Source organism: Microbacterium sp. GQ128, assembly GCF_059758615.1.
Genome location: NZ_JCAXDY010000001.1, coordinates 596,869 through 609,633, shown reverse-complemented (window position 1 = coordinate 609,633; position 12,765 = coordinate 596,869). Strand labels below are relative to the sequence as shown.

12 protein-coding genes and 2 tRNA genes are annotated in these 12,765 nt (G+C 66.6%); 6 read left to right on the top strand and 8 right to left on the bottom strand.

Annotation, left to right across the window (positions count from 1 at the left end; genetic code table 11):
- Positions 1–81: 81 nt before the first annotated feature.
- Together AC6CHX_RS02980 and orn are read right to left on the bottom strand one after the other, a co-directional pair.
- Positions 82–154, bottom strand: a tRNA-His gene (locus tag AC6CHX_RS02980).
- Positions 155–190: 36 nt separating this feature from the next.
- Positions 191–817, bottom strand: coding sequence for an oligoribonuclease (orn, locus tag AC6CHX_RS02975; RefSeq protein WP_498271578.1), 627 nt, complete (start codon positions 815–817; stop codon positions 191–193).
- 87 nt (positions 818–904) lie between these two features.
- On the opposite strand from orn, the gene AC6CHX_RS02970 reads away from it, so the two are divergent.
- Positions 905–977 (top strand) — tRNA-Arg (locus tag AC6CHX_RS02970).
- An 80-nt stretch (positions 978–1,057) separates the two neighbouring features.
- Here the strand turns inward: AC6CHX_RS02970 and AC6CHX_RS02965 are convergent.
- Positions 1,058–1,327, bottom strand: coding sequence for a hypothetical protein (locus AC6CHX_RS02965; protein WP_136043860.1), 270 nt, complete (start codon positions 1,325–1,327; stop codon positions 1,058–1,060).
- Positions 1,328–1,536: 209 nt separating this feature from the next.
- Between AC6CHX_RS02965 and AC6CHX_RS02960 the strand changes: the two genes are divergently transcribed.
- From AC6CHX_RS02960 to AC6CHX_RS02945, 4 genes are all read left to right on the top strand, one after another.
- Positions 1,537–2,052 (top strand): single-stranded DNA-binding protein, encoded by a 516-nt coding sequence (locus AC6CHX_RS02960; RefSeq protein ID WP_498271577.1) that lies wholly within the window; start codon positions 1,537–1,539, stop codon positions 2,050–2,052.
- A gap of 86 nt (positions 2,053–2,138) precedes the next feature.
- Complete coding sequence (locus tag AC6CHX_RS02955) at positions 2,139–2,636, top strand: DUF6993 domain-containing protein (protein WP_498271576.1); 498 nt, start codon at positions 2,139–2,141, stop codon at positions 2,634–2,636.
- Between the two features lie 341 nt (positions 2,637–2,977).
- Complete coding sequence (gene ettA, locus AC6CHX_RS02950) at positions 2,978–4,657, top strand: energy-dependent translational throttle protein EttA (protein WP_136043861.1); 1,680 nt, start codon at positions 2,978–2,980, stop codon at positions 4,655–4,657.
- A 7-nt stretch (positions 4,658–4,664) separates the two neighbouring features.
- On the top strand, positions 4,665–5,150 hold the full coding sequence (locus AC6CHX_RS02945) for an acyl-CoA thioesterase (RefSeq protein ID WP_136043862.1): 486 nt from the start codon (positions 4,665–4,667) through the stop codon (positions 5,148–5,150).
- Positions 5,151–5,189: 39 nt separating this feature from the next.
- On the opposite strand, the gene AC6CHX_RS02940 is transcribed toward AC6CHX_RS02945, so the two are convergent.
- Positions 5,190–6,080, bottom strand: a complete 891-nt coding sequence (locus AC6CHX_RS02940; protein WP_452325632.1) for an acyl-CoA thioesterase — start codon at positions 6,078–6,080, stop codon at positions 5,190–5,192.
- 50 nt (positions 6,081–6,130) lie between these two features.
- On the opposite strand from AC6CHX_RS02940, the gene AC6CHX_RS02935 reads away from it, so the two are divergent.
- The gene (locus AC6CHX_RS02935) at positions 6,131–6,796 is read left to right on the top strand and encodes a DUF8185 domain-containing protein (protein ID WP_498271575.1); all 666 of its coding nucleotides are present in this window, start codon (positions 6,131–6,133) and stop codon (positions 6,794–6,796) included.
- Positions 6,797–6,865: 69 nt separating this feature from the next.
- On the opposite strand, the gene AC6CHX_RS02930 is transcribed toward AC6CHX_RS02935, so the two are convergent.
- The 4 genes from AC6CHX_RS02930 to pepN all read right to left on the bottom strand — a co-directional run bounded on the left by AC6CHX_RS02930 (position 6,866) and on the right by pepN (position 12,765).
- The gene (locus AC6CHX_RS02930; RefSeq protein WP_498271574.1) at positions 6,866–8,530 is read right to left on the bottom strand and encodes an FAD-binding dehydrogenase; all 1,665 of its coding nucleotides are present in this window, start codon (positions 8,528–8,530) and stop codon (positions 6,866–6,868) included.
- Complete coding sequence (locus AC6CHX_RS02925) at positions 8,527–8,976, bottom strand: globin (protein ID WP_376105737.1); 450 nt, start codon at positions 8,974–8,976, stop codon at positions 8,527–8,529. Before AC6CHX_RS02925 ends, AC6CHX_RS02930 begins: the two co-directional genes overlap by 4 nt.
- Positions 8,973–10,046 (bottom strand): mechanosensitive ion channel family protein, encoded by a 1,074-nt coding sequence (locus AC6CHX_RS02920; RefSeq protein ID WP_498271573.1) that lies wholly within the window; start codon positions 10,044–10,046, stop codon positions 8,973–8,975. Before AC6CHX_RS02920 ends, AC6CHX_RS02925 begins: the two co-directional genes overlap by 4 nt.
- Positions 10,047–10,212: 166 nt before the next feature.
- On the bottom strand, positions 10,213–12,765 hold the full coding sequence (pepN, locus tag AC6CHX_RS02915; protein ID WP_498271572.1) for an aminopeptidase N: 2,553 nt from the start codon (positions 12,763–12,765) through the stop codon (positions 10,213–10,215).

Below are 12,765 nucleotides of genomic sequence, written 5' to 3'. Positions count from 1 at the left end.
CTACGGCGTCGTCGTGAATGGGCCGTCCGCCGTGGGACGCGAAGAAGGCCCGAACCATACGGTTCGGGCCTTCTTCCAGAGGGTGAGTAACGGGACTCGAACCCGCGACATCCGGCACCACAAGCCAGCGCTCTACCAGCTGAGCTATACCCACCATGTGCCCGCCGGAGCAGGCAACCATACGAGTCTATTACATGTTCGGAGTGAACTCGGACACCGTGCGGGTGGCGATCTCGCGAGCGTCGTCGCTCGACGGCCCGGGCTCGTCGACGAAGACGGCTTCGCGGTAGTAACGGAGTTCGCGGATCGACTCCAGGATGTCGGCGAGCGCTCGGTGTCCGCCGTCTTTGAGAGGTGCCTGGAAGAAGACGCGCGGGTACCAGCGGCGCGAGAGCTCCTTGATGCTGGAGACGTCGACGTTCCTGTAATGCAGCCACTGGTCGACCTGAGGCATGTACTTCGCAAGGAACATCCGGTCGGTGCCGATCGTGTTGCCCGCGAGGGGAGACTTGCGTTCGAGCGGTACGAACCGCTTGATATATGCCAGAGTCTGCGCCTCTGCCTCTTCGAGGGAGACACCGTGCGGTATCTCCTGGATCAGGCCGGAGGTCTCGTGCATCTTCGTCACGAAGTCGTTCATGTGCTCGAGTGCCGCGGTGCCGGGACGGATCACCACCTGGAAACCCGGGTCGATGGGATTGAGCTCGAAATCGGTGATGACGACAGCAATCTCCACGAGCTCATCGACCGAGAGATCGAGTCCCGTCATCTCGCAGTCGATCCATACGAGACGATCGTTCTCGGACGCAGATACCATGCCGCCATCCTATCGACGGGTCGGACATCGTCCGCCGTGACGCCGTTCCGCGAGCATCGTCGGGTCCGCGATACTCTAGAAGAGTGCGCCTCCGTAGCTCAGGGGATAGAGCAGGAGCCTTCTAATCTCTTGGTCGCAGGTTCGAATCCTGCCGGGGGCACCCTTACCGGATCTGCGTCGGACGGGACGCGAGTACGTCGCTCCTGAGTCACCCCGTCGGCGGGGCGAAGTGCGCCCAACTCAGGAGTAGCGAAGGGCAGCGACCGCGTCGTCCACGCGCCAGAACTCGCCGACGACGCGGAAGACACCGGTGGCGAGGTGCAGACGCTCGGCGCGATAGCGGAGCCCGAGCGGATCGGCGACGACGCGCAGGTGGCCCAGGACATGCTCCCGCCGATCCTGCACCCGCCAGAGGTGATCGGCTGCGCGGACCAGGTGCTCGCGGGGAGAAGAGAGCCGAGGCGTCGCGTACGGGACGTCGGGGAGAGAGGTGGTCAAGCTTTCGGACATCGGAACTCCTTTCATGATTCGAAGCTATGACCGACCACCGACATTCGAGTGGCCGTCGCGACACGCGCTGTGATCTGCCCTTTCTGCACAGGACGGCGATAACGAGGGCTGTCCACGTTTCGTGGTTTTCCTGTGGGTGGCCGGGTGCGGCGAGAGACAGGCTGGAGCGATCCGGACGAGTACCGCTCCGGTCGACGAAAGGACAGCACATGATCGACATGGTCACCATCGTGGGAAGAGTCGCCACGGATCCGACCCAGGGTCAGACCGGGGGAGGAGTGCCGGTCACGAACTTCCGTCTCGCGAGCACCCATCGCCGTTTCGACGCCGCCACGCAGGAGTGGACGGATGCCGGGACCAACTGGTTCTCGGTGGCCGCGTTCCGAAGCCTCGGCGAGAACGCGAAGGCATCGTTGCGAACCGGCGACAGCGTGATCGTCACCGGCCGGCTGAAGATCCGCAACTGGGAGAGCAACGGCAAGCACGGCACGAGCGTCGACATCGACGCGGATGCCATCGGACACGACCTTCGGTGGGGCACGACGGCTTATCGACCGCAGTCACGTCCGGCTGCGGCGGGCCTCGATGCGACGTCGACTGCCGAGGGGAACAGCCCGGAGGAAGAGGTGGATGACGATCCCGGGTCGGAGCAGGCGATGCAGGATTCTGAGCCGCTGGACCTGTCATGGGCCGCACCGGGCCCGGCCGCGGGTGCCATGTCCTGACGGTGGTCCGGCTCCGCGCCCGATCAGGGTGTGCGGGGCGCCGGCGGCGCGCAGGGACCGATTGCGCGGCGACGTAGACTCGGCATGTGCTTCGTCGTTCGGTCTTCTCGTCGCCGCGCGCGGCCGGTGCCCTCGCGGCTTCGATCGCCGCGCTCCTGGTGCTCTCCGCCTGCGCGCCGACTCCCGCCCCCTCTGCCTCTCCCACGGCTGTTGCGTCGCCGACGCCCGAGACGACGACTCCTGCGGAACCGACGCTCGTGCCCGACGGCACTGCGGAGGAGAACCTCCCGGTCTTCACCGCGGTCGCGGAGCGCGTCTGGGCAACTGATCAGCGCGGGGCCGGGCGTGCGTACATCGACGCTCTGGTCACAGCGGGATTCGATCGGAAAGCCATGCAGGTGACACAAGACCAGTCGACGGTGGGCAACCCGGCTGAGAGCCTGCAGTTCTCCGTGCGATGGGGCGACAACGAGTGCCTCGTCGGTCAAGTGGGCCCGTCCACCGGACGTGTCGTCACGGTCGTGATGCCGCAACTCGCCGAGGGGCGCTGCCTGGTCGGCACCACACGTCCGATCGACTGGTGAGCACATGCTGTTGCGCGTTGAGGTGTTTCCGGTTGAGGCACGGCGCTGGGTTGCTGTCATCGATGCGCCCGAGGGCGCGTTCTCTACGGAGTGCGCACGACCGGAGGATGTGCCAGAGGAGGTCGAGTCCGTCATCCGAGGTGTGCGGAAGATCCGCGGGTTCGCGACCGAACTCGTCGATGACCTCGGACGCGCATGGAGCCCGGCAGACGGCGGAGATCAGTCCAGGCGCCGGGGAATCGTCTGACCGCCGACCCGGAGGTAGTCTTAGGTAGATTTCCGCACCGCTTCAGCAGTGCGACGGCAGGTTCGATTCTGATCAGCAAAGGTGTTTAAACGGTATGGCTGAGTACATCTACTCGATGGTGCGTGCGCGTAAGGCAGTGGGCGAGAAGCTCATCCTCGACGACGTCACCATGGCGTTCCTCCCCGGCGCGAAGATCGGCATGGTCGGTCCGAACGGCGCCGGAAAGTCGACGATCCTCAAGATCATGGCCGGTCTCGACACTCCGTCGAACGGCGAGGCGAAGCTCTCACCGGGCTACACGGTCGGCATCCTGATGCAGGAGCCGGAGCTCGACGAGTCCAAGACGGTGATCGAGAACATCCAGGACGGCATCGCGATCAAGCCGAAGGTCGACCGTTTCAACGAGATCTCGCTGCTGATGGCCGAGCCGGACGCCGACTTCGACGCCCTGCTCGCCGAGATGGGCACGCTGCAGGAGGAGATCGATGCCGCCGACGGCTGGGACCTCGACTCGCAGCTCGATCAGGCCATGGACGCGCTGCGCACACCTCCGGCCGACGCCGCGATCGCCCCGCTCTCCGGTGGTGAGAAGCGTCGTGTCGCGCTCGCGAAGCTGCTTCTGCAGAAGCCCGACCTCCTGCTCCTCGACGAGCCCACCAACCACCTCGACGCCGAGAGCGTGCTCTGGCTCGAGCAGCACCTGCAGGCGTACAAGGGTGCCGTGATCGCTATCACCCACGACCGGTACTTCCTCGACCACGTCGCCGAGTGGATCGCCGAGGTCGACCGAGGCCGTCTCATCGGCTACGAGGGCAACTACTCGACTTACCTGGAGAAGAAGGGCGAACGCCTCGAGGTCCAGGGCAAGAAGGACGCGAAGCTGGCCAAGCGCCTCAAGGAGGAGCTGGAGTGGGTCCGTTCCAGCGCGAAGGGCCGCCAGACCAAGTCGAAGGCGCGTCTCGCCCGCTACGAGGAGATGGCTTCGGAGGCGGAGCGGACCAGGAAGCTGGACTTCGATGAGATCCAGATCCCCGCGGGTCCGCGCCTGGGAGGCATCGTCATCGATGCCAAGAAGCTGCAGAAGGGCTTCGACGGACGTGTGCTGATCGATAACCTCAGCTTCAGCCTGCCGCCGAACGGCATCGTCGGCGTGATCGGTCCCAACGGTGTGGGTAAGACCACGCTCTTCAAGACGATCGTGGGTCTGGAGCCGCTCGACGGCGGCGATCTGAAGATCGGTGAGACCGTCAAGATCAGTTACGTCGACCAGTCGCGTTCCAACATCGATCCGAACAAGACCCTGTGGGAGGTCGTGTCCGACGGCCTGGACTACATCACCGTCGGCAAGACCGAGATCCCGTCCCGCGCTTACGTGTCGAAGTTCGGTTTCAAGGGCCCGGACCAGCAGAAGAAGGCCGGTGTGCTCTCCGGTGGTGAGCGCAACCGTCTCAACCTCGCGCTGACGCTCAAGGAGGGTGGCAACCTGCTGCTCCTCGACGAGCCGACCAACGACCTCGACGTCGAGACCCTGAGCTCGCTCGAGAACGCTCTGCTCGAGTTCCCCGGTTGCGCCGTGGTCATCACCCACGACCGGTGGTTCCTCGACCGCATCGCGACGCACATCCTCGCATACGAGGGCACCGACGAGAATCCCGGCCAGTGGTACTGGTTCGAGGGCAACTTCGAGGCGTACGAGGAGAACAAGATCGAGCGCCTCGGACCGGATGCCGCGAAGCCGCACCGCTCGACGCACCGCAAGCTGACGCGCGACTGAGGCCGCGATGTCCGCTTCGCCGGGGCCGCGTCTGCACATCCCGATCCACCTCCGCTGGGGTGACCTGGATGCGTTCAATCACGTCAACAACACGTCGATGCTGAAACTGCTCGAGGAGGCTCGAGTCAGAGCCTTCTGGCGTGCCGGCCCCGGCGAGGAGGCGCCGTCGACGGCGGTGCTCGACTCCGGTATCGACGAGGGCATCCTGACCCTCATCGCGCGCCAGGAGATCGAGTACCTCGCACCCGTGCCCTATCAGCGACGTCCTCTCGAGGTGCAGATGTGGTTCGGCAAGCTCGGCGGCTCGAGCGTCGAAGTCTGCTACGAGGTGCACAACGATCCGGCTGCCGAACCGCGACAGATCTACGCTCGGTCCACCGCGATCATCGTGTTGGTCGATGCTCAGACCGGGCGTCCCACCCGGCTCACGCAGGAGATGCGCGATGCGTGGGAGCCGTACGTGGGTGACTCGATCGAGTACAGCCACCGCTGATCTGGCGTCTACAGCCGACGACGCGATGAGCGTCCGTCCCTAGCGCGCCTCTTCGGGGACGCGGATCATGATCTCCTGGGCGACACTCGCGACCAGCGCGCCGTCGCGCGTGTAAATGCGCCCGGTGGCAAGGCCTCGACCTCCGCGCGCATTCGGCGACTCCTGGACGTAGAGCAGCCATTCGTCCACGCGCGCGGGTCGATGCCACCACATCGCATGGTCGAGGCTCGCGACCTTCAAGCCGGGGAGCGCCCAGTAGACGCCGTGCGCCCGGAGGATCGACTCCTGAATAGTCATGTCGCTCAGGTAGGCGAGAGCCGCCCTGTGCAGGCGCTGGTCGTCGGGGAGCGGCGCACGCAGTCGCATCCACACAGCCTGGCGCGGTACGTGCGCATCGTCGCTGGGCAGATACATCGGAGAGTCGACGTGTCGCACATCGGCAGCCCGTTCGCTGAGCATCCGCGTCGTGCCTTCTGGCAGGCCGTGCACACGCTCCTCATCCGGGGTGAGGTCGTCCGGATCGGGAATTCCCGCCGGCATCGGCTGTGCATGCTCCACGCCGGGATCGGCATCCTGGAACGAGGCGATCATCGAGAAGATCGGCACACCGTTCTGGTAGGCCTGTGTCCGCCGCGTCGAGAATGATCGGCCGTCGTGGATCCGATCGACGGCGATCGTGATTCCCTGGCTCGCGTCTCCTGGGCGCAGGAAGTACCCGTGCATCGAGTGCACCGCGCGGTCCTCCGGGAGCGTCCGCTCTGCCGCGAGCAGAGCCTGGGCGAGCACCTGGCCGCCGTAGATGCGGCCACTCGGCATCGGGTGCGACGAGCCGGTGAAGATGTCCTCCGTCGTGCGGGCCTGAGCCGCGTCGAGATCGAGGACCTCGAGAAGTCGCTCGACGGTCTGGATGGCGTGCTGCTCCGCGCTCATGTGTTCCTCTCCGCGACCCCGCATGCCGCACCGTTGGTAGTTTAGAACGCGTGCCGCATCACCTCCTCCTCGCCGACCCCGAGACCGCGAAGGACGTTCTGACCTTCGTCGGTCGAGCGACCAGGATCACGGACGACGGTGTGCGACTACAGGCGGCGAACGGCGTGCTCGCGCTGACCACCGCCGTGCTCGCGCCGCAGACGCTGTTCGATCAGACGCCGACCATCCTCGCGATGCGCATCGTGCATGCCGACCCCGAACTCGAATGCGATGTCGTCGTCGATCAGCTTTCGAAGACGGACGAGGCCGACCGCCTGACTCTCCCCGAAACAGGGCTCGCCCCGGCATGGGCAGGTGTCGCGCCGCCTCGGAGCGCCTGGGCGCCCGAGACGACGCTGGTCGCATCCGTGATCGCGCAGCGCGCGCAATGGGGTATCTCGGCCGTCGCGCGAGGCGCGGGACCCGGCTCGGGTGAGGAAGCGGTCCGTGCACTCCGCGCCGCGATCTGGGGTGAGCCGGATGAGGAACTCGGAGGGCTGCCCCGCGGCGTGGCGTTCGCCGCGGATGCGATGGGCTTCATCTCGGGCGAGGAGCAGGTTCGCGTTGCGCGATCCGGCAGGTGGACGCGTCTGACGTTCCGCCGCGGTCACGTGCTGGTGCGCGGTCCCGTGGCCACGGGACTGACGAGCGTGCGTACGACCGGCTCTGCCCTCTAGCCTGGGGGAGAACCCGCCGCATGGGCGCCGCGCGGTTCCCGGCGCGCTGACACCTCGTCTTCTCGAGCGTCAGCCCGCGGCTGCGGCAGCGCGGCCGGCGGTTCTGCCGGAGAACAGGCATCCTCCGAGGAAGGTGCCCTCGAGCGCGCGATAGCCGTGAACCCCGCCGCCGCCGAAACCGCTCGCCTCGCCCGCGGCGTAGAGCCCGGGGATCGGATCGCCGGTCGCATCGAGGGCGCGGCCCTCGAGGTCGGTGTTGATGCCGCCGAGCGACTTGCGTGTGAGGACGTGGAGTTTGACCGCCACCAGTGGTCCTGCGCTCGGGTCCTGCAGACGATGCGGCGCTGCCGTGCGGATCAGCTTGTCACCCCGATAGCTGCGCATCGAACGAAGCATGCCGATCTGTGCATCCTTCGTGAAGTCATTGTCCATCTCACGGTCCCTGGCGACCACCTCGCGGCGGACGTTCTCGATGTCGAGGAACTCGCCCCCGGGGTGGCGCTGCATCTGCTCGAGCAGCGACTCGAGGTCGTTCTCGACGATGAAGTCCTCGCCCTCATCGAGAAACGATTGCACCGGTCCGGTCGGACCCTTGGCGAGCCTCGACTTCAGCAGCAGCTGGACGTCTTTGCCGGTGAGGTCAGGATTCTGCTCGCTGCCCGAGAGAGCGAACTCCTTCTCGACGATCTGCCGCGAGGTGACGAACCAGGAGTGATCGTGGCCGGTCGTCCGGAGGTGGGCGAGCGTCCCCAACGTGTCGAAACCCGGGAACAGCGGAACCGGGAGGCGCTTGCCCGTGGCGTCCAGCCAGAGCGACGACGGCCCGGGGAGGATGCGGATGCCGTGAGACGGCCAGACCGGATCCCAGTTCGTGATGCCTTCGACGTAGTGCCACATCCGGTCGCCGTTGATGAATCGCGCGCCGGCGGCTGCACTGACGCTGTACATCGATCCGTCGACATAGGCCGGCACCCCCGTGAGCATGTGCTCGGGGGGAGTGCCGAGGCGTTCCGGCCACGCTGCACGTACGAGGTTGTGGTTCCCGCCGATGCCGCCCGAGGAGACGATGGTCGCCCCGGCCTCGATCTCGAACTCGCCGACGATCTCGCGCGAGGACACGGCACCACGCTGCGCGCCCGACGAGGCGAGGATGTTTCCACGCGCTCCAGTGACCGCGCCATCGGTCACCACGAGCTCGGAGACCCGGTGTCGAGGGAGGACCGTCAGGCGTCCTTCCCGCTCGCCCTGCTCGACGGCGAAGGCGAAGGGAGCGACGATGCCCGGCCCCGTGCCCCAGGTGATGTGGAATCGCGGGACCGAGTTGCCCGGTCCGATGGCGCCGTAGCCACCGCGTTCCGCCCAGCCGACGACCGGGAAGAAGCCGACGCCGCGCTCGCGCAGCCAGGAGCGCTTCTCGCCAGCGGCGAACTGCAGATAGGCCTCGGCCCAGCGCTTCGGCCATTCGTCTTCCGGCCGGTCGAAACCGGCGTTGCCGAACCAGTCCTGCGTCGCGAGCTCGAGGGAGTCCTTGATGCCGAGCCGGCGCTGCTCGGGGGAGTCCACGAAGAAGAGCCCGCCGAACGACCACCAGGCCTGACCGCCGAGGTTCGTCCGCGGCTCCTGGTCGACCAGGATGACGCGTCGGCCGGCGTCGAGAGCCTCGGCAGCGGCCACCAGCCCTGCCAGCCCCCATCCGATCACCAGGACATCCGTGGACAGGGGCTTGGTCGTCATGAGTTCTCCGTTGATTCCTGACGTGATCGGGTCTCGAGCGTGGGGCGACCGCCGGGAGCGGCACCGATCCCCGAAGGCTCGAATGTGTTCACCATGGCATATGCCGCCCGCTCGAGGTAGTCCCAGAGCGTCGCTTCGTGCAGAGGAGACAACCTCGCCTCGTCCACGGCGGTCCGCATGTGACGAAGCCAACGATCGCGCGCGTCCGCATCGATGTGGAAGGGCATGTGCCGCATACGGAGCCGAGGGTGCCCGCGGGTGTCGCCATACGTCGTCGGGCCGCCCCAGTACTGCTCGAGGAACATCCGGAGCCGGTCCTCGGCGGGCCCGAGGTCCTCTTCGGGGTACATCGGCTTCATCACGGGATCGAGGGCGACCTCGCGGTAGAAGACCGACACGATCTTCGCGAACGTGTCGTGTCCGCCGATCTCGTCGTAGAACGTCACTTCTGGGGACTCCCGTCGTCGTTCGGCTTCTTGCGCCGCCAGATCCCGCGATCAGGGATCACCGGCACGCCGGTCACCGCATTCGGTCGCGTCCGGGGAGGATTCGCGCCACGAACCCGACGGGCGCCGTCGAGCCCCGTCGGCACGACATCGACCATGCGCGGCACGCTGATCTCCTTCTCGAGGAGCGCGGCGCGCAGACGGCGACGCAGCTCCTGCGCCACGTCGTCCTTCGCATTGGCGCGTGCCTTGATCACGATGCGGACGACGAGAGCATCGCCGTCGATCGACTCCAGGCCCCAGAGCTCGGGCTTCTCGATGATGCGCGTGCGCCACTTGGGATCCTTCGCCAACCCCTGTGCGGTCTCGAGCATGATGTGCTCCACCTGCTCGAGGTCGGAGTCGGCCGGGACCCCGAGGTCGATGATCGATCGCGCCCATCCCTGAGACATGTTGCCGATGCGGGTGACCTCGCCGTTTCGCACATACCAGAGGGTGCCGTTGACGTCACGGACCTGGGTGATGCGCACGCTGACGTACTCAACGACGCCGCTCGCGAGCCCGAGGTCGACGACGTCGCCGATGCCGATCTGGTCCTCGGCCACGAGGAACATGCCGTTGAGCACGTCCTTGACGATGTTCTGGGCGCCGAAACCGAGACCGGCGCCGACCGCGGCGGTGAGGAGAGTCAAAGAACCGAGCAGGCTCTGGTCGAGAGCGTTCACGATGAGCACGATCGCGATGACGACGAGCATCACGTTGACGATGTTCTGCAGGATGGTGCCGAGCGTCCTGGTGCGCTGCACCAGTCGCATGTCAGCGAGGGGGGATCGCTCCAGCGCCTGGGTGTCGTCGACCGATGCCTTGCTCTTCGCGCTGTCGACGATGCGGTGCACGACCCGTCGGATGACGAGGCGGAGGATGAGCCCGATCACGATGCAGCTCGCGATGATGATCGCGACGGTGAGTGCCTTCATACCGGCCGCGCCCAGCCAGGCGAGGAGCTTCGTCACCCAATCGGGAAGCTCAGCGGGGGTGGGGGGAGTGGTTGTCGTGAAGGGGAGCATCATCAGTCACGATCCTAGCGAGCGGGTCTCTGTGCAGGCTGGACGGACGTGCCGTGCCAAAACGGAGACCATCCACACCCGCTCCGGCGTGTCCGAGCAGAACACACCGAAGGCGGGGTGGATGGTCTCCGTTTCGAGAGGCGGCCGGTGGTGACGCCGGCGGCCGCGCTCAGTCCTCCGCGTCGCGTGCCTGTGCGGCGAGTGCGCGCTCGACGTCGGCCAGGTTCTCGAGGACCAGGCGTCGAAGAGCCGGTGCCGCCTCCTGGTTGGCAGCCAGCCACGCGCGCGTCGCATCGCGAAGCGCCGCGTCGGCGAGGGCGGTCGGGAAGAGACCGACGATAAGGTACTGGGCGATCTGGTAGGTGCGCGACTCCCAGACGGGAAGCAACATGTCGAAGTAGGCGGGGACGAACTCGCCCAGCACAGCGGCGCCGGCAGGATGCGTGAAACCGAGCGCGGCGGAGCGGACGATCGTGTTGGGGGCATCGTCGCGTTCGATGAGCGAAGCCCACGCGGCCTTCTTGGAAGCCGAGTCCGGCAGTGAGGCCCGGGCCTGCGCCGCGAACTCCCCACCCTTGGCGGTGTTGTCCGCAGCCAGGGCCGCATCGATGCTCGCCGCATCCGTGGCGCCGATGGTGGCCAGACCGACGAGCAGCTGCCAATTCAGGTCGGCGTCGATCTCCAGGCCCGGAAGCGTGTCCTCCCCGGAGCGCAGACGGCCGACGATGCCGGCGTGCTCCTGGGTCACCAGCGCATTCGCGAAGGCGGTCACGAACTGCAGCTGGCTGTCGCTGCCCGGCTCTGCCGCCTCCGCCAGGTTCCACAGCCCATCGGCGATCCTGAGACGCGCCGCCTCGCGCTCGGTCGGAGCGACGTAGAGCGTGGCGGCCGTCCGCAGCTGAGCGAGCGTGGTGCGCACGGTCGTCGACTCGGTCTCCCGGCCGATGTTCCCCAGCACGAGGTCGATGTAGGCGGACGCCGCCGTCTCCGCATCCCGGGTCTGATCCCACGCGGCGCCCCACACCAGGGAGCGGGCGAGCGGATCGTGGATGTCGGCGAGGTGGGCGATCGCGGTGGCGAGCGACTTCTCGTCGAGGCGGATCTTCGCGTAGGCGAGGTCCTCGTCGTTGAGCAGCACGAGGTCGGGGCGGGCGATTCCCTGCAGCTCCGGCACCTCGGTGCGGTCGCCGTCGACATCCACCTCGAGGTAGTGCGTGCGCGTGAGCGCACCGTCGGTCAGCGTGTAGAAGCCGATGCCCAGTCGGTGCGGTCGGATGGTCGGGTAGTCCGCGGGGGCCGTCTGGGTGATGGCGAAGCGCGAGATCGTGCCGTCATGGTCCTCGGCGATGACCGGCTCGAGCGTGTTGACGCCCGCCGTCTCCAGCCACTTCTTCGACCAGGTGCTCAGGTCACGACCGCTGGTCGCTTCCAGCTCCGAGAGCAGATCGCTCAGCTCGGTGTTGCCCCAGGAGTGCTTCTGGAAGTACTGGGACACTCCGGCGAAGAACGCCTCGATGCCCACCCAGGCGGCGAGCTGCTTCAGGACAGATCCGCCCTTGGCATAGGTGATGCCGTCGAAGTTGACCTGCACGTCTTCCAGGTCGTTGATCTCGGCGACGATCGGGTGCGTCGAGGGAAGCTGGTCCTGCCGGTAGGCCCAGGTCTTCTCCATGGCGTTGAAGGTCGTCCAGGCTTCGGTCCACTCGGTGGCTTCGGCAGTGGCGATGGTGGATGCCCACTCGGCGAACGATTCGTTCAGCCAGAGATCGTTCCACCACTTCATCGTGACGAGGTCGCCGAACCACATGTGCGCGAGCTCATGCAGGATGGTGACGACGCGGCGCTCCTTGACGGCGTCGGTCACCTTGCTGCGGAAGACATAGGTCTCGGTGAAGGTGACGGCTCCCGCATTCTCCATCGCGCCGGCGTTGAACTCGGGGACGAAGAGCTGGTCGTACTTGGCGAACGGGTACGGAACCCCGAACTTCGACTCGTAGTAGGCGAAGCCCTCGCGGGTCTTGTCGAAGATGTAGTCGGCGTCGAGGTGCTGCCACAGGCTCTTGCGGCCGTACACGCCGAGGGGGATCACGCGGCCCGAGGCGCTGGTGAGTTCGGAGAACGTGGACTCGTAGGGCCCGGCCACGAGCGCCGTGATGTACGAGGAGATGCGCGGGGTCGGCTCGAAGCCCCACGTCGCCGTCGTGTCGTCGTCGTGCACGATGGGCTCGGGCGTGGGGGAGTTGGAGATGACCTTCCACGCGGCCGGTGCCGTCACGGTGAACTGGAACGTCGCCTTGAGGTCGGGCTGCTCGAACACGGCGAACACACGACGCGAGTCCGGGACCTCGAACTGCGAGTAGAGGTAGACCTCCCCGTCGACCGGGTCGACGAATCGGTGCAGACCCTCGCCGGTGTTCGTGTAGAGGCAGTCGGCGTCGACGACCAGCACGTTCTCGGCCTGCAGCCCGCTGAGCGCGATGCGAGAGTCGGCGAAGACCTCGTTCGGGTCGAGCTGCTCGCCGTTGAGGGAGATCTCGCGCACGTCGCGGGCGATCAGGTCGATGAAGGTGAAGCTCTCCGGAGTCGCGGTGAAGCGCACCACGCTCCGGGAGCCGAAGACCTCGGCACCCTTGGTCAGATCGAGGGCGACTTCATAGGACTGAGTGTCGATGACGTCGCGGCGCTCCTGCGCTTCGATGCGGGTGAGGTTCTCTCCAGGCAC

What these genes read in the sequence shown, in the direction of transcription:
- AC6CHX_RS02965 (WP_136043860.1), bottom strand. Translation starts at nt 1,327, where the DNA reads ATGTCCGAAAGCTTGACCACCTCTCTCCCCGACGTCCCGTACGCGACG.
- AC6CHX_RS02960 (WP_498271577.1), top strand. Translation starts at nt 1,537, where the DNA reads ATGATCGACATGGTCACCATCGTGGGAAGAGTCGCCACGGATCCGACC.
- ettA (WP_136043861.1), top strand. Translation starts at nt 2,978, where the DNA reads ATGGCTGAGTACATCTACTCGATGGTGCGTGCGCGTAAGGCAGTGGGC.
- AC6CHX_RS02920 (WP_498271573.1), bottom strand. Translation starts at nt 10,046, where the DNA reads ATGATGCTCCCCTTCACGACAACCACTCCCCCCACCCCCGCTGAGCTT.
- AC6CHX_RS02940 (WP_452325632.1), bottom strand. Translation starts at nt 6,080, where the DNA reads ATGAGCGCGGAGCAGCACGCCATCCAGACCGTCGAGCGACTTCTCGAG.
- orn (WP_498271578.1), bottom strand. Translation starts at nt 817, where the DNA reads ATGGTATCTGCGTCCGAGAACGATCGTCTCGTATGGATCGACTGCGAG.
- AC6CHX_RS02930 (WP_498271574.1), bottom strand. Translation starts at nt 8,530, where the DNA reads ATGACGACCAAGCCCCTGTCCACGGATGTCCTGGTGATCGGATGGGGG.
- AC6CHX_RS02945 (WP_136043862.1), top strand. Translation starts at nt 4,665, where the DNA reads ATGTCCGCTTCGCCGGGGCCGCGTCTGCACATCCCGATCCACCTCCGC.